At 66.1% G+C, this 18,834-nt stretch carries 16 protein-coding genes and 1 tRNA gene; 10 read left to right on the top strand and 7 right to left on the bottom strand.

Going from position 1 to position 18,834, the window contains the following annotated elements; translation table 11 throughout:
• The first annotated feature begins 54 nt into the window (after positions 1–54).
• From ACFC0O_RS45170 to ACFC0O_RS45160, 3 genes are all read left to right on the top strand, one after another.
• Positions 55–1,488, top strand: a complete 1,434-nt coding sequence (locus tag ACFC0O_RS45170) for a molybdopterin-dependent oxidoreductase (protein ID WP_375968462.1) — start codon at positions 55–57, stop codon at positions 1,486–1,488.
• Between the two features lie 114 nt (positions 1,489–1,602).
• A complete protein-coding gene (locus ACFC0O_RS45165; RefSeq protein WP_375968461.1) occupies positions 1,603–2,829 on the top strand; it encodes a sensor histidine kinase in 1,227 nt (408 codons plus the stop codon).
• Entirely contained in the window at positions 2,826–3,431 is a 606-nt protein-coding gene (locus tag ACFC0O_RS45160; RefSeq protein WP_375968460.1) for a response regulator, read from the top strand. Before ACFC0O_RS45165 ends, ACFC0O_RS45160 begins: the two co-directional genes overlap by 4 nt.
• A gap of 160 nt (positions 3,432–3,591) precedes the next feature.
• Here ACFC0O_RS45160 and ACFC0O_RS45155 read toward each other — a convergent pair whose 3' ends face one another.
• Positions 3,592–5,574, bottom strand: coding sequence for a TPM domain-containing protein (locus tag ACFC0O_RS45155; protein ID WP_375968459.1), 1,983 nt, complete (start codon positions 5,572–5,574; stop codon positions 3,592–3,594).
• Positions 5,575–5,637: 63 nt separating this feature from the next.
• Here ACFC0O_RS45155 and ACFC0O_RS45150 point away from each other — a divergent pair, with 63 nt between their 5' ends.
• From ACFC0O_RS45150 to ACFC0O_RS45135, 4 genes are all read left to right on the top strand, one after another.
• Complete coding sequence (locus ACFC0O_RS45150; protein ID WP_375968458.1) at positions 5,638–6,333, top strand: MBL fold metallo-hydrolase; 696 nt, start codon at positions 5,638–5,640, stop codon at positions 6,331–6,333.
• 119 nt (positions 6,334–6,452) lie between these two features.
• Entirely contained in the window at positions 6,453–7,031 is a 579-nt protein-coding gene (locus tag ACFC0O_RS45145) for a YdcF family protein (RefSeq protein ID WP_364640376.1), read from the top strand.
• A 2-nt stretch (positions 7,032–7,033) separates the two neighbouring features.
• On the top strand, positions 7,034–8,296 hold the full coding sequence (locus tag ACFC0O_RS45140) for a deoxyguanosinetriphosphate triphosphohydrolase (protein ID WP_375968457.1): 1,263 nt from the start codon (positions 7,034–7,036) through the stop codon (positions 8,294–8,296).
• 91 nt (positions 8,297–8,387) lie between these two features.
• Positions 8,388–9,476 carry a DUF4190 domain-containing protein gene (locus ACFC0O_RS45135; RefSeq protein ID WP_375968456.1) on the top strand — a complete coding sequence of 363 codons (1,089 nt, stop codon included), beginning with the start codon at positions 8,388–8,390 and terminating at the stop codon, positions 9,474–9,476.
• Position 9,477: 1 nt separating this feature from the next.
• On the opposite strand, the gene ACFC0O_RS45130 is transcribed toward ACFC0O_RS45135, so the two are convergent.
• The 3 genes from ACFC0O_RS45130 to ACFC0O_RS45120 form a co-directional block, all read right to left on the bottom strand.
• Positions 9,478–10,152: an energy-coupling factor ABC transporter ATP-binding protein gene (locus tag ACFC0O_RS45130; protein ID WP_375968455.1), complete on the bottom strand. Its 675-nt coding sequence runs from the start codon at positions 10,150–10,152 to the stop codon at positions 9,478–9,480.
• Positions 10,149–10,718: a biotin transporter BioY gene (locus ACFC0O_RS45125; protein WP_375968454.1), complete on the bottom strand. Its 570-nt coding sequence runs from the start codon at positions 10,716–10,718 to the stop codon at positions 10,149–10,151. Before ACFC0O_RS45125 ends, ACFC0O_RS45130 begins: the two co-directional genes overlap by 4 nt.
• A 70-nt stretch (positions 10,719–10,788) precedes the next feature.
• The gene (locus ACFC0O_RS45120) at positions 10,789–11,379 is read right to left on the bottom strand and encodes an energy-coupling factor transporter transmembrane component T family protein (protein WP_375968453.1); all 591 of its coding nucleotides are present in this window, start codon (positions 11,377–11,379) and stop codon (positions 10,789–10,791) included.
• Positions 11,380–11,473: 94 nt separating this feature from the next.
• On the opposite strand from ACFC0O_RS45120, the gene dnaG reads away from it, so the two are divergent.
• Positions 11,474–13,402 (top strand): DNA primase, encoded by a 1,929-nt coding sequence (gene dnaG / locus ACFC0O_RS45115; RefSeq protein WP_375968452.1) that lies wholly within the window; start codon positions 11,474–11,476, stop codon positions 13,400–13,402.
• Between the two features lie 79 nt (positions 13,403–13,481).
• Here dnaG and ACFC0O_RS45110 read toward each other — a convergent pair whose 3' ends face one another.
• A complete protein-coding gene (locus tag ACFC0O_RS45110; protein ID WP_364638469.1) occupies positions 13,482–13,727 on the bottom strand; it encodes a hypothetical protein in 246 nt (81 codons plus the stop codon).
• Positions 13,728–13,901: 174 nt separating this feature from the next.
• Between ACFC0O_RS45110 and ACFC0O_RS45105 the strand changes: the two genes are divergently transcribed.
• A tRNA-Asn gene (locus tag ACFC0O_RS45105) sits at positions 13,902–13,974 on the top strand.
• Positions 13,975–14,953: 979 nt separating this feature from the next.
• A complete protein-coding gene (locus tag ACFC0O_RS45100) occupies positions 14,954–15,136 on the top strand; it encodes a hypothetical protein (protein ID WP_375968451.1) in 183 nt (60 codons plus the stop codon).
• A gap of 264 nt (positions 15,137–15,400) precedes the next feature.
• On the opposite strand, the gene ACFC0O_RS45095 is transcribed toward ACFC0O_RS45100, so the two are convergent.
• Positions 15,401–16,648: an McrC family protein gene (locus ACFC0O_RS45095; protein ID WP_375968450.1), complete on the bottom strand. Its 1,248-nt coding sequence runs from the start codon at positions 16,646–16,648 to the stop codon at positions 15,401–15,403.
• Complete coding sequence (locus tag ACFC0O_RS45090; protein WP_375968449.1) at positions 16,641–18,764, bottom strand: AAA family ATPase; 2,124 nt, start codon at positions 18,762–18,764, stop codon at positions 16,641–16,643. Before ACFC0O_RS45090 ends, ACFC0O_RS45095 begins: the two co-directional genes overlap by 8 nt.
• Positions 18,765–18,834: the final 70 nt, after the last annotated feature.

The raw sequence follows: 18,834 nt of genomic DNA, 5'->3' as shown, positions 1-18,834 counted from the left end.
GTGAAGAATGGGCGGGGACAACCCGCTCGGCTACGGAAGGCTCGGACTGTGTCGGTGAACGGGAGACGGCTGCTGCGCGCGGCGGCGGTGGGGCTGGGTGCGCTCGGCGCCGGAGAACTGCTCGCCGCGACCCGGGGCGGTTCGGTGATCGACGGGATCGGGCGGCTGGGGGCCGATATCGCGCCCGTTCCGGTGGTGGAGGCCATGGTCGCCCGGGCCGGACGGTACGACAAGGAGGCCACCCGCGCCGCCGTGGTGGCGAATGTCGTTGCCGGATCGGCGGGTTTGGCCCTGCTGCCCGAGCGCCTGCGCACGCCCGCGGTGGCGGCACTCGGTGCGGGGACGAGCGCGCTGGCGCTGCGCGGTGCGAATCGATCGGCCGCGGGCGCGTTCGGCGGTATCGCGGCGGCGGGCGTACTACGCGCCGGACTGCGCCGGTCGCCCGGTGGGCTGGGGTCCGGATTGCTTTGGGCCACAGGCGGAGTCGGCATGCTCGCGGCCGCCGAGACTTTGATCCGGCGCGCGGATAAGCGGCACGGCGAACGGGTGCGGCAGCTCGGGCCGATGGGTTCGCATGTGCCGATGGCCGAGGACGGGCTCGGTTCCGAACCGGGATTGTCGCCGCTGATCACCAAGGTCGGCAGATTCTATGTGGCGGACGTGAATTCGCGGCCGCCGCGCATCGATCCGCGCGAATGGCGGCTGGCCATCACCGGTAAGGTCGCGCATCCGCTGCGACTGTCGCTGGCGGATCTGGCCGAACAGGCGGTGGAATTCGACGCGGTCATGGTGTGCGTGCACAACACGCCGGGACAGCATCGGGCCGGTAATGCCCGCTGGTTCGGGGTGCCGCTGACCGCGCTGTTCGATCACGCCATGCCGGACACCGACGCGACCCGGCTGGTCACCCGCGCCGTGGACGGCTACACGATCTCGCTGGATATGGCGAAGCTGCGCACGGGGGAGCTGCCCGGCTACCTGGTCATCGGCATGAACGGTGAACCGCTGCCGCCCGAACACGGTTTCCCCGCAAGGGTTTTCGTGCCCGGAATCTACGGTCAGTACACCGGCGCGAAGTGGATCTCCGAACTCGAACTCTCGGACGACTCACACGTCGACTACTGGTGGAAGCGCGGCTGGACCAACGAAACCCTCTGGGTGACACCGCAATCCCGTATCGATGTGGCATCGCCGGGTGCGGGCAGTCCGGGCAAGACCACCGTCGCCGGTGTCGCCTGGGCTCCACCCCAGGGTGTATCCGCCGTCGATATCCGGGTGGACGGAACCGATTGGACCCCAACCGAACTCGGCGCGGAGTCGGCACCCGCCGCCTGGCGTCGCTGGCGCACCGTGGTGGATCTGCCACCCGGCACGCACACCATCCAGGCCCGCGTCACCGGCCGCTCCGGAGAAGTACAGGACGGCGTCGACCGCCCCAGCTTCCCCTCCGGCCCGAGCGGCTTCCACACCGTGACCCTCACCATCTGAGGCCGTCGCGCGCACGGCCGCGGATCGCGCCTACCTGTGACGATGACATCTGTCATGGGTAGAACATGACGGACGAGTGGGGTATCCGCCGCCCGCCCGCCCGATAGTGGAGTCATGAATACTCCGGTGCCGGGCCGCGGTCGGGTCGGCTGGGCGGACGAGATCCTCGAGCGTCGCCTGCCGTCGTGGCCTGCGGTAACGTCCGGCGATGTGGTGGACAGTCGGGAGAGTATTGCGCGGCGCCGGCGATTCGGCTGGATCTTCGCGGCCGTATGGTCGGTGTACCTGATCACACCGCTGCGCCGGGCCTGGGAGCTCGACGGTGATGTGGCCCGGGTGTACACGCTCATCGCGATCGTGGCGTTCGGGATCGCCTATATCGGCTCGTTCTGGCGACTGCTGCAATTGCCGATGACGGGGCCGGCCTGGCCGAACCCGCCATCGCGCCTGGTATTCCCGCTGCTTGCCCTGCAATTGGCGCTGCTCGGTGCGGTCGCGGTGACGCTGCATTCGCATGCGGTGCCGCTGGCGGTCTATCCGGCGTCGTTCCTGGCCTTCACACTGCCTATCGCGCAGGCGATTCCGACGCTGATCGGGTTGATCCTGGTGACGGCGGTCATTCCGCAGGCGGTGGCCGGTGATGCGCCCGACTGGGACATCATCCAATCGATGGCGATGTCCGCGTTCGCGGTGGGCGGGATCCGTCAGCTCATCCAGCGCAATCAGCAGTTGAATCTGGCCCGGCAGCAGCTGACCGAACTGGCCATCGCGGAGGAACGCCTGCGGGTGGGCCGCGATGTGCACGATATCCTCGGCCATTCGCTCACCATCATCACGGTGAAAACCGAACTGGCGCAACGGCTCATGGAGATCGATCCGGAGCGCGCCAAACAGGAGCTGGTCGATGTGGAGCGGCTGGCCCGCGAATCCCTGGCCGGGGTGCGCAGCACCGTCGGCGGCCTGCGCGAGGTATCGCTCGCGGGCGAACTCACCAATGCGCGAACGGCATTGCGCGCCGCCGAGATCGAGGCGGATCTGCCCGTCGCGGATGGGCTCCCCACCCGGCACAGCGTCGTCTTCGCCTGGGTGCTGCGCGAGGCGATCACCAATATCGTCCGGCACAGCGGAGCCAGGCACGCCACCGTGCGGGTGTCCCCGCTCAGCATCGAGATCAGCGATGACGGCGGCGGATTGGGCGACGGGAAATTCGGCTCCGGCCTATCCGGACTGTCCGAACGAGTCCGCGCCACCGGCGGCACGCTCACCGTGGCGAACCGGCCGGAGGGCGGATTGCGGGTACTGGCAAGCTTTCCGGCGGCACCGATGGGAGACCCGCGATGATCAAACTTCTGCTCGCCGACGATCAGGCACTGGTGCGCGGCGCACTCGCCGCGCTGCTGGGCCTGGAACACGATCTGGAGATCGTCGCCGAGGTCGGCCGCGGCGATGAGGTGCTCGCCGCCGTCGAACGCACGAATCCCGATGTGGCCCTGCTGGATGTGGAAATGCCCGGTATGGACGGCATCGAGGCCGCGGCCCAACTCCACAAATCACATCCCTCCGTCCGCATCCTCATGGTCACCACGTTCGGCCGCCCCGGCTTCCTGCGCCGCGCCATCGACGCGGGCGCGGACGGCTTCGTGGTCAAGGACACCCCCGCCCGCGAACTGGCCGACGCCGTCCGCCGAGTCCACATGGGCCTGCGCGTAGTGGACCCCGCCCTGGCCACCGAAACCCTCACCGCGGGCACCTCCCCCCTCACCGCCCGCGAACGCGAAGTCCTCGCCGCCGCCTCCGACGGAGCCACCGCGGGCGCGATAGCCAAATCCCTCCACCTCTCCGAAGGCACAGTCCGCAACCACCTCTCCTCCGCGATCGGCAAGACCGGCACCCGCACCCGCGCCGAAGCAGTGAAGGCCGCCGAACGCCTCGGCTGGCTCTGACGCGCGCCTTCCCACACTGCCGAGGCCACGCTCATCGCGCCGACTGCGCTGGGCAGGTGAACTTTTCGTGCAATCCCGTGGACCCGCTGCGGGAAACCCGCGCCCGAGCGAGGGGATTGCTCGAATAGTTCACCTCCGCGCGAACCGGCGGGGCTGTTGGTCAGAAGCGGCCGCCGCGGCTGATGCGGCGGGAGCCGTCGGAGCCGCCGAAGGAGCCGGGGCCGTAGTTGCCGCCGCTGAATCCGCCGCCGCCGCGACTTGCGCCGCCCATGCCGCGCAGCATGCCGTCGATGAGGACGCCGCTGAGGATGGCGCCGGTTTGGGAGTTGGAGCTCGCCTGTTGTGATTGCCATTCGCGGACGGCGGCCTGGGCGGTGAGTAGTGCGCGGGTGCCGAGTTCGGTGGCGCGCTGGGCCTCGGTAAGGGCTTGGGCGGGATCGGATTCGGTGAGTTGGCGGGCCTGGTCGAGGCTGCGCTGGGCTTCGGCGAGGCGGGTGCGGGGTTCGGCGTCGACGCCGCCGCGCCGGGTGCTGATGAAATCGGTGGCGGCGTTGATCTGACTCAGGGCCGCGGTCATCGCCTGATCGAGGCGGCGCGCCAGGTCTTCGGCGGCGACCTTGCGGTCGGTGGCGGCGGCAATCGCCTTGTCCAGCACGGTATCCGCGGCCACCGCCCGCTGGAACGTCCCGAGCGGATTGGTCGCACCGTCCCGGCTCGCCTCATCGAGCGCGGTGCGCGCGGCGATAGCGGCGGTCGCGAGTTCGGGCCCGCCGTGTTTGGTGAGGGCCGCCGCGGTGCCGAGATCCATGCGCAGTTCCTCGATGATGCCGGGCAGTCCGGCGCGCGCCTGATCGATATCGGTCGCGGCGGTATCGACCGCATCCAGCAGTGTCCGTGCGGTATTGATGGCCGCCTCCGCCCCGCGAATGGCAGCCACCGCCGCGCCCTGTTCGCCGACGGGCCGGGCCGCCGCCGCGCGGCCTTCCTGAATGCCCTTGTCCGCGAAGGTGATCCGCTCCTGCGCCATATTCACGTTGTCATGCACGGGTGCCAGCACCGAGGCGGGCTGCGCCGCCACCAGCTGTGCGAGCGTCGCCGTCGAGCCGGGCACCCGGGCGGTCAGCTCGACCAGATCCCGGGTCAGCGCGTCCAATCGTTCGCCCGCGTTGATGAGCAGATTCCGCATGGCGTCGAATTCGGTGACTTTGGCGTCGAGTTCCTGATCCGCGCGCCCGCAGGTGCCGATGAGTTCCACCAGCATGGTGTGCTGTTGCTCGGGTGTTTCGGGAATATCGTCGTCGAGTTGCTGGCGGATGGAAAAGGCTTTGGCGAGCGCGTTCTTCGCCGCTTCCAGCGCCGCGGTGAATGGCGCGGTGGCGCTCGCGCCGAATTCATCGGTGGCGAGCCGCAATTCCTCTGCGCTGGTGCGAATCGCATTGTCGGTATCGACCAGCAACTCTTTGGATCGCGCGTCCAGTGCGGCGAGCGGCAGTGCGTTCAGCGCCGCGGTGTCCGCCGGATCGACCTTGCGCGCCGCCTCCAGCTCGGCGCGCGAACGCCGCGCCTTGCGCCCGCGCGACCACAGCAGCACCGCGCCCACCACCAGCGCCACCACGAGCACGAGTACCAGCACCACCCAGATGCTGGTCCCGCCCCCGCTGTCGTTCATGGCCGCCGACAACCCATTGGCCGTCGCGATCGCCGCCCCCGCCCAATCCCCGGCGCGCAGCTTGGGCTCCACCTGATCGATCAGCAGCTGGTCGACCTGCTTCTCACTGACCGATTCGGGCGCACTGCCGGTGAACGCGTACCCGCGATCACCCACCGCGACCGCGAGCAGCACATCCCGATTGCCGAAGTTGGAGGCTTTCGCAGTCTGCTCACCCCAGCTCTGCGCGTCCATCCCCGCGAAGTCGTGGACATACACAACCCACAGTCGCTCATGGTCTTTCGTGTACAGCTCGTCGATCGCCGACTGCACCTGAGCCGTCTGCCCGCCGCGCAACGCGCCCGCCAGATCGGTGACATAGCTGGGCAGCCGCTGCGGCTGCTCGGCGTGCGCGGGAGCGCCCCCGCCGATGGGAACAATCAAGGCCAGCACGAAGCCGGACAGCAGCATGGAGAGCTGCTTCGGAAGCCGCATCGTATGAATCTATCCGGCGCACGCGGGGCGCGAGGTTTCATCCGGTCACCCGTGTCGGCGGCCATGACTACGATCAAAGGCGTGATCACGATCGATTCCCCGTACACGGGTCATCTCGCCCCCGGCTCCAACCCGCAGCAGCGGAGCGTTTCCGGCGCGCGCATCGTGAAGATGTCGGTGGGCGCCATGGATAACAACGTGTACCTGGTGCAGTGCGCGAGAACCGGCTCGACGCTGCTCATCGACGCCGCCAATGAAGCGGAACGCATTCTGGAATTGCTGGATCAGGAGGCTCCCCAGGGGGTCGAGCTGCTGGTCACCACGCATCGCCATCCGGATCACTGGTGGGCCCTTGCCGATGTGCTCACCGCCCGCGAGATTCCGTCCGCCGCGCATGAACTCGATGCCGAGGCGCTGCCCGTCCCGCCGACCCGCATCCTCACCGACGGTGACAAGATCCGCATCGGCGAGCTGGAGTTCGAGGCCATTCACCTGAGCGGTCACACCCCGGGTTCGGTGGCGCTCGCCTACACCGACGGCGACGGCCGCACCCACCTGTTCACCGGAGATTCGCTGTTCCCGGGCGGCGTCGGCAAGACCGGCTCGCCAGAGGAGTTCACCTCGTTGCTCGGCGATGTCGAAGCCAAGCTTTTCGCCCGCTACCCGGATGACACCGTCGTGTATCCCGGCCATGGCGATGACACCACCCTCGGTGTGGAGCGCCCGCAATTGCCCGAGTGGCGGCGGCGCGGTTGGTAAAACTCCGGAACCGCGACCTCGAGCCCGCCTCGGCGCCGGCGCAGGTCGACCAGTCCCGTGACGGCAATGTCGCGGGATGGCTGGCCTGGGCGCGTCGACTGCTGATCGGCGGGGTGCTCATGGGGCTGCTGGTGATCGGCGGTACCGCGGTGCGGGTCTGGCAGGTGGCCCGCATCGATGATTGGGCGCCCGCCGACGCGATCGTGGTGCTGGGGGCCGCGCAGTACGACGGCACCCCCTCCTCGGTCTTCCAGGCCCGATTGGATCAGGCGTACAAGCTTTTTCAGAAGGGTGTGGCCCCGCTCATCGTGACGGTGGGCGGAAAACAGGTGGGGGACAACTACACCGAGGCCGCGTCCGGCAAGAACTATCTCAAGGATCGCGGCGTCCCGGCGGATCGGGTGCTGGCGGTGGAAACCGGTTCGGACACTTTGCAGAGCGTCGAAGCGGTATCCAGAGCCCTACTGGCACGCGGTAAGTCGTCGGTGGTGCTGGTGAGTGATCCCTGGCATTCGCTGCGCACCCGCACCATGGCGCGCGATGCCGGACTCTCGGCATGGACCGCGCCGACCAGGACCGGGCCCGCGGTGTACACGCGGGAATCGCAGGCGCACGGCATAACTCGCGAGACCTTCGCGCTGCTGTGGTACCAGCTCACCCACTATTCGGCCGATTTCACCTACACGGCGGAGCAGTGAATATGCGCATCGACTACGACCGGGTGTACAGCGAGCACGATCGGGAGCGCCTGGTCCCGGAGACCGATAGAACCGCCGGATTGAGCTGGTCGCCCGCCCCGGCGCGGCGCAGCGAGTTCGCACGCGATCGAGCGCGGGTGCTGCATTCCGCGGCGCTGCGCAGACTCGCGGACAAGACGCAGGTCATGGGTCCGCGCGATGGCGATACCCCGCGCACCCGGCTCACCCATTCGCTGGAGGTCGCGCAGATCGGCCGCAGCATCGCCGACGGTCTGGGCTGTGATCCGGATCTGGTGGATCTGGCCGGGCTGGCGCACGATATCGGGCATCCGCCGTACGGGCACAATGGCGAGAAGGCCCTGGACCAATTCGCCGACGCGCACGGGGGATTCGAGGGCAATGCGCAGAACCTGCGCATTCTCACCCGGCTCGAACCCAAGGTCATCGACGAGCAGGGGCAGAGCTACGGATTGAACCCGACCCGTGCGGCTTTGGACGCGGTCATCAAATACCCTTGGGGCAGAACGGGTCCCGGCTCCAAGTTCGGCGCGTACGACGTGGATATGGATCGTATGGCCTGGGTCCGCAAGGGCGCGCCCGATCGCAGGCAGTGCCTGGAATCGCAGGTCATGGACTGGGCCGATGACGTCGCCTATTCGGTGCACGATGTGGAGGACGGCATCATCGTCGGCCGCATCGATCTGCGCGCGCTGGCGGATCCGGTGGAACAGGCCGCGCTCGCGGAACTCGGTGCGCGCCAGAAGAAGTCGCCCAGCGTGGATGATCTGGTGGCGGCCGCGCAGCGCCTGTCCGAACTTCCGGTGGTCACCGCCGCGGCCTCCTATGACGGTTCGCTGGCGTCGTCGGTGGCGCTGAAGAGCCTCACCAGCGATCTGGTCGGCCGTTTCGCCACCGCCGCCGTCGAGGCCACCCGCGCAGCCTGGGGTGGTCGTCAATTGTGCAGGTACACAGCGGATCTGGAGGTGCCGCGGATCGTGGCGGCCGAGGTCGCGGTGCTCAAGACCATGGCGCTGCGCTATGTGCTGTCCGATCCGATCCATCAGGTCCGCCAGGCGGGGCAGCGTGAACGCATCCTGATGGTGGCGCATCATCTGCTCGATATCGCCCCGCGTGGCCTGGACCGACTGCTGCTGCCCTGGTGGGAGGATGCGAACGATGACTCCGCTCGGGTTCGGGTGATCGTCGATCAGATCGCCTCGTACACCGAAAGCCGCCTGGAGCGGGTCGCCGCGGTAATCCCCTGATATATAGGTTTCGCGGACCGAATCGGAAACCGCTACGGTGAGCGGGAAAATTCGCTAGAGCGGGCCGCAACGAGTCCGCGGAGGGGGGATCGTGGATCCGAATCACCCGAATTCGCCGGATAAGCCCGTCGGGCTGGACAAGCAGGCCGGGGGCGAGCAGCCCGCACAGCCGGCCGCCCCGGATCCGACGGTGGTGGCGTGGTCATCGCAGCAGCCGCCGTATCCGGGCGCTCCGGCCCAGGATCAGCAGGCGGCCTGGGGTCAGCCGCAGTGGCCGAATCAGTCGGATCCGGCTTACGGTGCGCAGCAGCCCTATCCGGGTCAGCCGGGGTACACCGCGCCCGGCGGGTACCCCGAGCAGCCCGGTTACACCGCGCCCGGTGGCTACCCGGAGCAGCCGGGGTATGCGCCCGCCGGTGGTTTCCCGGCGGACCCCTACGGCGGTTCGGGTGGCTATCAGCAGTTCCCGCCTCAGCAGTACCCCCAGCCGTATCCGCCGCAGGGTCCGGCGGGTCCGCCGCAGGGCACCAATGGTTTCGCCATCGCGGCGCTGATCACCGGTCTGCTCGGCATGTGCCTGCTCTCGGTGCCGTTCGGTGTGATCTCGCTGAGCCAGATCAAGGATCGCAATCAGCAGGGCAAGGGATTGGCGATCACCGGCTTGATTTTGACGGGCGTGTGGGCGCTGGTCGGCGTCATCGTATTCGCGGTGGGTGTCGCGGATACGAAGGACAGCGTCGACTCGATCTCGCCGCCGCCGTCGTTCTCGATGCCGGCGATGCCGTCGTTCTCGGTGCCCGCGCTGCCGACCACCACGGCGCCGTCCACATCCGGTGCCGGGTACACGCTGCTGCGCAATCTCAAGGACGGCGATTGCGTCAACGGTGTGCATCGCAAGGTGTCGATCAGCGGTGCGACCGTCACCTCCTGCACCAGCGCGCATGACGGTGAGGTGTTCCTGAACTTCAATCTGCCCAGCTTCCAGGGTGATCAGCAGTCCAAGGATTACGCCGAGACCAAATGCGCCGAGGTGTTCGACCGGATCGACTCCAAGGTCTCCGGCCTGAGCTACCTCTACTACCGGCCGCACAGCCAGTCGGAGTGGAATACCGATCCGTCGGTGCAGTGCATCGCCATTCAGGACGATGAGACCAAGCTGAACAGCAAACTGCCGCGCTGATTCAGCCGCAGTGGTTCAGATAGAACGGAATGGTTTCGGCGGGCGGGCCGTCTGCGAGCAGGCGGCCCGCGTCGAAGACCAGCACCCGGTCGAAGTCGGTGAGCAGATCCAGATCGTGTGAGATGACCACGATCCGCTGCGGGAGTTCGCGCAGCAGCCGGGTGATGCGGCGTTTATTGCGCAGGTCCAGCAGGGTCGTGGGTTCGTCGAAGATGACATGGTCGGGGCGGATCGACAGCACCGCGGCGATGGCCAGCAATTGCTTCTGCCCGCCGCTGAGCAGGTGCGCGGGGTGATCACGGAATTCGGTGAGACCGTATTCGGCCAGGACCTCCGAAACCCGTTCGGCGATATCGGCTTTGGCGAGACCGTGGTGTTTGAGACCGAAGGCCAGATCCTCGGCGACGGTCGGCATGACGATCTGCACGTCCGGATCCTGGAAGACGAATCCGACGCGGCGGCGCACGGCCCGGCCCTGTTTGCGGGTATCGAGCCCGTCCACTCGCACTTGGCCCTGGCTGGGGACCTGGAGACCGTTCAGCAGGCGCGCGAAGGTGGATTTGCCCGAGCCATTGGAGCCGATCACCGCGATTCGTCGTTCGGTGAGGGTCAGATCCAGGCGTGCCAGCACCTCGCGGTCACCGAAGCTGTGCGAGACGGCGTCGAGTTCGATCACGTGCGGGCCGCACTCTTCTTCGAAGGATCCGGAATCATCGGATAGGCCTGTCGCACCGCGAGAGCGGCCAATGAGCCGATCACGGTTTTCACCACATCGCCCGGCAGGAACGCGACCGAGGTGACGATCGCCTTGTGCAGCGGCAGATGCGCGGCCACCGCCATCCACGGCACACCGATGGCGTAGAGCACGACCGCGCCGCCGAAGAAGTTGATCGCCAAGGCGATCGGCAGGTTGTAGTACCGCCACAGGCGTTCGGTGAGCAGGCCGATCACCAGTGCGCCGATCGGATAGGCGATGACGAAGCCGCCGGTCGGTCCCATGATCACCGAGAGCCCGCCGCGGCCACCGGAGAGCACCGGCAGACCGATGAACACCAGTGCGTCGAAGAGCAGGATCGCCAGGAAGCCGCGCTTCGCGCCGAGGATCGCGCCCGCCAGAATCACGCCGAGGGTTTGCGAGGTGAAGGGTGCGAAAGCACCCGGCAACTGGATCAGGGGGAAGAACCCGAGTACCACCATGATTGCCGCGAACAGCGCTACCTGCGCCAAATCCCTACTACGCACCGGGGCATCCTATGCGGACCGGGGTCCGGGGTGGTGGGCCACGTCTGGTGCGCACACTTCCGGCAACTCGTCAGTCGAGGCCGCGCGCGTCCAGGGCCTCGCCGACCTGATCTGCCATGCGGAGGGTGCGAATCAGCAGGGGGATGAGGAATACGGTGCTGCGTTCGATGCCGCGGGCGCGTTGCGCGGCGCGCACCAGCTCGGCTTGTTCGCGAATGACCGGGATGAATCGGATGGTCATCGCGATCAGCAGGCCGACGCGATCCGGTCGCACACCGAGGGGACGCAGTGGGCGCAGCGCCTTTTCGATGGTGTCGATCATGGCCGAGGTGCGCGTGGTGAGCGTCACGAGATTGGCGAGCAGGACCAGGGTGAGCACGCGTTCGCCGACCAGGACCGCGCTCTGCCAACCGGTGAACAGCAGCTGCGCGAGCATGATCAGCGCCAGGAACGGCGCGAGGCTCAGCACCTGGCGGGCGGTCGCGTGCCAGGGGATCCGGGCAATCGCGTACAGCGCCAGCACAACCGCGAGCGCGATCGCCAGCCACATGATCGACGGCACGAGGAAGAGCGCGGTTCCGGCCACGGCGAGTACCACGAGCTTCGCCCCGGCGGGCACGCTGTGCACCGGGGTCGAGGAGTCGTGATAGAGGCTGAGCACCGGTAGATCCTGGCAGACGTCGCCCCCGGTGCGGTCAATGGCTCCCGGGCCGTGCGACCGAGTTCAGGGGAGGCGGGCGAGCTAGACTCGCTGCGTGGCAGGCCGACTTCCAGACCGCGATATCGCGGCGATTCGTGAACGCGCTCGGATCGAGGATGTGGTCGGCGAGTACGTGGCGCTGAGGCGTGCCGGTGCCGATTCCATGAAGGGCCTGTGCCCTTTCCATGATGAGAAGTCGCCGTCGTTCCATGTGCGGCCCAATCACGGTCACTTCCACTGCTTCGGCTGTGGTGAAGGCGGCGATGTCTTCGCCTTCCTGCAGAAGATCGAGCATGTCGGTTTCGTGGAAGCGGTCGAGCAGGTCGCGGACAAGATCGGCTACAAGATCACCTACGAGGGTGGCGGCACCTCGGTGCAGCGCGATCGCGGCACCCGCTCCCGGCTCGTCGCCGCGAACGCCGCCGCGCACGAGTTCTACGCGGCCAAACTCGGTGAGCCCGAGGCGGAGACGGCCCGCAAATATCTCACCGACCGCAATTTCGACGCGAACGCGGCCGCGCAGTTCGGCTGCGGCTATGCCCCCGGCGGCTGGGACACCCTCACAAAGCATCTGCTGCGCAAGGGATTCGAGTTCAAGGAGTTGGAGGCGGCGGGCCTGTCCAAGCAGGGCCAGCGCGGCCCCATGGACCGTTTCAACCGCCGCCTGCTGTGGCCGATCCGCAATCTCAGCGGTGATGTGATCGGTTTCGGCGCGCGCCGCCTGTTCGATGACGACACCATGACCGCCAAGTACATCAACACCCCGGAAACGGTGCTGTACAAGAAGTCTCAGGTGCTGTTCGGGCTGGATCTGGCCAAGCGCGAGATCGCCAAGGGGCATCAGGCGGTGGTGGTCGAGGGCTACACCGATGTGATGGCCATGCATCTGTCCGGCGTGAAAACCGCTGTGGCGTCCTGCGGTACGGCGTTCGGTGACGAACATCTCGCCATGCTGCGCAGGCTGCTGATGGACGACAATTTCTGGCGCGGCGAGATCATCTACACGTTCGACGGTGATGCCGCAGGCCAGGCCGCGGCTTTGAAGGCGTTCTCCGGCGATCAGAAGCTGGCCGGGCAGACCTATATCGCCGTGGCTCCCGACGGCCTGGATCCGTGCGAACTGCGCCAGCGCAGCGGCGACGGTTCGGTCCGCGATCTGGTGGCGCGCCGAGTCCCGCTGTACGAGTTCGTGATTCGCGGTCTGCTCGCCGAGCACAATCTCGATACGCCCGAGGGACAGGTCGACGCGCTGCGCCGCGGTGTGCCCGTGGTGGCGCAGATCAAGGACAACGCCCTGCGCAAGGCGTATGCGACCAAGCTGGCGGGCTGGGTCGGCTGGGATGACATCCAGATGGTCGTCCGCCGGGTGGGTGACGAGGCTCGCAAGAGCGCCCGCGGCGCCGCGGCGGGCGGCACCCGCCGCACCGGTGTGCCCGAACGTGAAGCGGCGCAACCGGTTACCGATCAACCGGCGGCGCGCCCCAACCCGCGCGATCCGGTGCTGGCTCCGCAGCGGCAGGCGTTGACGGCGGCATTGCAGTACCCCGCCTTCGCGGGCCCGGTCTTCGATTCCCTTGAACCCGAAGCCTTCACGCACGCCGCCTATGTGGCGACCCGCGCCGCGATCGTCGAAGCGGGCGGTACCGCAGCGGGTTTGGGCGGCGCGGAATGGGTTGCCGCCGTCGCCGACAACACCGACGATCTCACCATGCGCGCTTTGGTGTCCGAATTGGCCGCAGAGCAGCTACCGGTGAAATCCGAGGCCGATATCCCCCGTCTGGTCACCGGCGTGCTGGCGCGCGTTCAGGAGGCGTGGGTCGGCCGTCAGATCGCCGAACTGAAGTCCAAGCTGCAGCGCATCTCCTCCACCGAACAGTCCGAGGCGTACTTCGCCCTGTTCGGTGACCTGGTCGCGCTGGAGCAGTACCGCAAGAGCCTGCTCACCCAGGCCATGGGCAATTCCGACGACTTCGGCGGCCGCTAACCGCCTGGTTACACGCCGAAACACCCGAAACTGGCTGAGATCCGGCCAACTTCGGGTGTTTCGTGGTCTTGCGGTAAAGCTACCGCCGCAACTGGTCGTGCGGCACCAGAATGGTGGTGCGCTCATCCAGCGGCTCCATGGGCTCCAGCTTCGGCTGCGTACTCAACTTGTCCGACAGCCGCTGCCGCGAAGCCTGCACCAATTTCCGTGTGACCGGACTCTCACTGATGGCGCGGGTAGTCTTACTGATCTGCTCATACCGGGCTCGCCCGGCCTTCGCGCCCAGCACATACCCGGCCGCGACGCCGATGATCAACCGCAGCATGTCGAGAAGCTCCTCCCGTTGGCCCTGTCCGCGTGTACATCCTGCCCGAAGCCCCGCCCCCTGTCGACGCCGCCCCTCCACCCGCATGTCCCCAGGTAGAGCCACGATTTGGGAACTGAACAACCCATACGCTAAAGTTTTCTCCGGTCGCCCGAGAGGGCAACCGGGACACAATCCCCTATAGCTCAATTGGCAGAGCAGCCGACTGTTAATCGGCAGGTTTCTGGTTCGAGTCCAGATGGGGGAGCCCAGAAAAGCCCCTCACCAGCGCAAGTTGGTGAGGGGCTTTCTCGTTGTCAGACCAATTCACGCGAATCCCACTACTTTCCCACTGCAAACCATCCATTACATGGGCCGCCGCGAATTCGCCAGACCCATCGCAGTTGGTGAGCGCCCGGGCCATCGGCTCCGGCGGCACTTCCGAGCAGACTCGCCAACGCCTCCACTGCCAGCGTAGGCACGCACCGCGAGAGGGGCGCATTGCCGTTGCGTTCATCTTGACTGTGCAGCGCTTCACCTTTGACCGCGCCGTGATCAACCATCGTGCCAGTGACCGTCATCGGATCAGCGCAGCGACAACACTTCATTCGGTCGACAGCCGTCGAGACCAGCACGTTCACGAACACTCCGGCACAGGGTGAGCGACTCGTTCGACCTTGCGCCCGTCGTGAATCGGTCAGCGGTTTCGTCGCTACATCGTGCCCGGTTCGTGAGACGTCACACCTAGCTGCGGCGAATCTGGATCCGGTGCGCTCGATTCTTGGATCCCACATGCTCGAATTTTGGATTCCATGCTGGGCAAACCCACGGAATACGAAAATTCTCGAAATGCTCGGTGATTCAAGCGATCCGGTCGCTACGCTGAGCGGGCTCACCTTCGTGGGGACGTGGGGATGTACCCACACGAGGCACGTCGCCTCGTCTCAGTGAAGGAGAGTCCATGGCGACTAACAATCGCAGGAGAGAGCGGAGCCCCTCGGCAGTCATCAGGTTGACCGCCGAGGTCTCCGTGCGTGGTCGTTGGCTGGTTGTCGCAGGGGCCATCCTGCTACCAGCAGTGCAGTACCTATATTCACGTTGACGGGGTTCTGCTGACACCACCGGCCAGGCCGATTCCTTGGCCTGGCCATCTCTTCGTATGTACGACAGCCTTGGCTTGTACATACGAAGATGATTCAGGACTCTACCCGGTAAGTTGACGGATAACGGTCAGCTTCGGTATTTCGGTGCAGTTCCTGACAGCAATTGGTATTTCTGATCTCGATTACGTTGTCTGCTTCCATGTACGTGGCGTTCGTAACAGTGGTGACTTTCCTGGTCGTTGGCCGACAACTTGGCAGGAACTTGCCGCGCAGCTTCGTGCGGCATCGGTCTATCCGTTCGCCAAGCTGCTGAATTTTGCTATATAGGTTCAATGCGGCGCGCGGGCGATGGCGGTACGCGACGACGCGCGACGGGGCTGATATAGCGGTGCTCCGGCGCGTCGGACGCGTCGGCAACGCGTAACGCCGAAAACCCGAGCGACGCATCCGAATCTATTGGGGCACTTCACCAGACAGGCAAGATCGGAGAGGGGCGGGCTCGGACCTGACTCAATCGACCGTCCTTCAACCGGCCGTCAAATCGGTCGGCACTCCCGGCACCGGTCGATCGGTTCACCACTCACCGCGGTTTCATACGGTGGTGCCGTCGCCCCAGAGCGTCGCACGAACCCATTCAGCTGCCCGTGTCGGTTCAGTGCGGGTATCGATGCCCAGCACATGTACATTGCCCAACCGCCGGTCATTGCCGTTCACCCGCAGAGTGCGACGGGTACTGCCACCAGGCTGCGGATGAACGATCGCGGCGACTGGGGTGTGCTCGGGGCTGTAGCCGACGATGTAGGTGAGGAGTTGATGGACGTCGGCGGCGCTGACGGTGCGGGTGGCGTAATGCTTGTACTTCGCGTCGGCTGGAAACAGCGCCTCGTTGGGCGTTCCGGTGTGTAGTCGCAGCAGCACGTCGGGCCGAAACGGCGGCCGTGCGGACAGGTCACCACGGATTATGAGGCCGAGCGGTCCGGTCGAGGAGACGGCGGTGCCGCCGAGTGGGGCGGCGGCGTCGCTGAGGAGGCGGTGCACGATGGCTTCCCACAAACGGGGCATGTCCAACAGCAGGCTGCCGGCCGAATGTCCTTGATCGGTCAGCAGATTCGTGACGCCGCCCGCACGTAGGATCAGTCCCGCCCACTGGTGTGCGTTGCGGTAGCGATGGTTTACGCGGGTATAGGAGGCGCGGTCGAGCAGCCGAACCGCCTCGCCTGGAATGATCTCTGTCGGGAATTCCGTTGCGATGGTGCCGAGTTGGTGTGCGAGATGGTCGTCGATCGCCAAGGTGCGTGCGGTGCGCAGGGCTGTGCCGCAGACGCGGTTCTCCCAGGTGTCAATGTCGCGGTCGAAGGTTTGCATGTGCAACTTGTCGACCATGCCGTATCGCCGGGAGACCTGGGCTGCCACGTCCAGGCGTCCGCGCAGCACGCTGTCCACGGCGGCACGGCGAATGTAATCGCGGCGCAGCCCGTCCCGCAGAAGGTTTCGGCATTCATCGAGCAGCGCCGCAGCGATGACATCGGTGAGGCCGTGCCGGCCGGAAATCCAGCGGTGGGTGGCGTCGGTGGGTACGGGCGTGTGGGCGGCATAGCAAAGCCACCGCAGCAGCGACGCCTCGTCGAAGGCGATCTTGGGAGTGATGATCAGACGCAGGCGGTCGAGTCCGAGTACACCGACAGTCGCGCTCGCGGTGAGGCGCCAACCGGTGCGTTCGGGAGTCACGGTGAATCGCTTGGAGGCCTGCAGGGCGCGCAGCCGCTCGAGGTCGCTGTCGGTGACTTGGTCGGTGCGCACCACGACCGATTCGTATTCGGCCAGGCAGATGTCAGTCATCGAGTTCGCCACTCCCGGTGGTGAACTCGGCGGCGAGAGAGGTGGCGAGATCGTGCACCGCGATCTGAGCGGGCCGACCGGTGTCGGCATCGACCAGGCGGCCCAGGATCCTGCGTAGCAGTTCGGTGCGGCCAAGGGAGTAGTCCTCGATCAGGGGGACGATGTCGTGATAAAAGGCGGCGGCGAGTTCCTCCTCGGTTGCGACGGGCTCGTCACCACGCAGCAGGTAGGCATGGCCGATCTGGTGGTCGGCGTCCAGACATGCGGTGATGCGGGTGTTCAGCGCTTCGAGAAAGGCCGCCAGATCGAGCGGACCGATGCTGCTGGACAGGAGTTCGGGATCGGGGCCGATGTGCAGGAAGGCGAAACGGCGGCGGATCGCGGCATCGAGGTGGCTGACGCTACGGTCGGCGGTGTTCATGGTGCCGATGATCCGTACATTGGGCGGAACCGCGAACTCGCGCTTACTGATCGGCAGGCGCACCGGAATTCCGCGCTTGTCGGGCTCGAGTAGCGTGATCAGTTCACCGAATATGCGCGGCAGATCACCACGGTTGATCTCATCGATTATCAGCAGGAATTGACGGTCCGGGTCCTTGGCGGCCGCGGTGCACAGTTCGTGGAACAACCCGTCGGACAGGGCGAGCTGCAAGCCGGGATCGGTGGACAAGTGGTCAGGTTTGTAGCCCTCGACGAAATCTTCGTATCCGTAGGACGGATGGAAGGTCACCAAGCAGACACGGCCTGCCGCAAGCATGTCGGCTAAGGCGCGGGAACGATCCGGTGCGTCGATCAAGGCCGTACGACCGCTCGCGGCGAGCGCGACGTTGAGCGCCAGACGGGTCTTTCCCGTGCCGGGCGGCCCGTGCAGGATCACCTGGCTCTTCCGGTCCAGTGCCGCCAAAACCGGGGCGACGTCTTCGGGTACCGGCACCAACAAAGGGGTTACGGTCTCGGCGAGGTTCTCAGTCCCTCCCTCGAGGAGGGACTGGAACAGCTTTTCGGGGACTCTGGCGAAGGTCGGCCTCCAGCCACGCTGTGGTTGGGGGAGTTCCTGCGCGTAGTGAGTGTCCCAGTCGACGGGCACGACATGCTGTGACACGGTGCGGGTTTCGTCGAATCGGTAACCGCCGTTGACGGTGCCAATGGCGAGGATGTGGGACATGCCGCGGTTGGCGACGATGCGGTCGCCAGGCTCGAGATCACGGAAGGCCAACAGATTCCGGGCCTTGGCCTTGTTACCGCCGGTGGTTTCGGGCCATTGCTGGTCGAGGGCGTGTTTGAGTTCGGTGTCGCTGGTGTACTGACTCAGGTCGCCGATCTCGTCCCATTCGACGCAGATGAATTCCCCTGTGCGGCAGTCGCCCCAGTAGCGGGCGTTGTTGCCGGGGGCGATCTTCCAGACGGTGCGTTTGGTGGGACGGGGGTCGAAAGCCTGGTACAGCAGCAACATCACCTCGTGCGGATTCCAGTCGCGCAGTTCAGGTTCGAGGTTGACCAGTTCGCGCAGCTGCCTGTTCGCCCGCCATGCGGCTGCATTGGGTTCGGGTGTGCCGCCGAACAATTCGATGAACGACCTGAGGTGCGAGACCGAGGAGATCGGTAAGAAGTGTTGCGGGAAGTAGGTGGACAGGGTTTTCGTCACCAGCGACTGCCCGGATCGAAGGATCTCGAGCTCGTCGAGTGCGGCGAAGTCATTCCGTGCGGCGGCATCGAACGCGGTGACGAACTCGCTGCGGAGCCGTTCCCACGCGGTGTCGGTATCGAGTCCGTGCAGTGCGGGTGCCAGTCTCCATTCCCCCGAATTATGGCGGAAGATAATGTGTTTGCTGGCGCTACCACCACCGAGGCGGCCAAGATTCGGAGTCCCGAACTCCATCAGCTTGCAGTACGGAACCTCGTCCCCGTCGCTGCCCAAACCTAGAGCGTATCGCCGCAGCGGCAGTTCCTGCCACGCTTCGAGCGGGAACTGCGTCAGGACCTCCTGGCGTTGCTGGCCGACCAGCGCGAGATGCTCGGCAGTGCCGGGGCGGTCGAAATCCTCGATTGCGCCGTGAAGATCCATGGGCTTCCTCGTTGTATCGACAAGTGGGCTATTCAGCTGCTCGGTATTCAAATCCATTGGGCGACAGTGTCGTTACATAGGGAAGACTTGACTACGAGCACATCCCAGGTGCTATTGCTGA

The organism is Nocardia sp. NPDC056100, from assembly GCF_042266325.1.
In the GTDB taxonomy this organism is placed as follows: domain Bacteria; phylum Actinomycetota; class Actinomycetes; order Mycobacteriales; family Mycobacteriaceae; genus Nocardia.
Note: the sequence above shows the minus strand (reverse complement) of the source record. Positions and strands in the feature narration are given on the sequence as shown.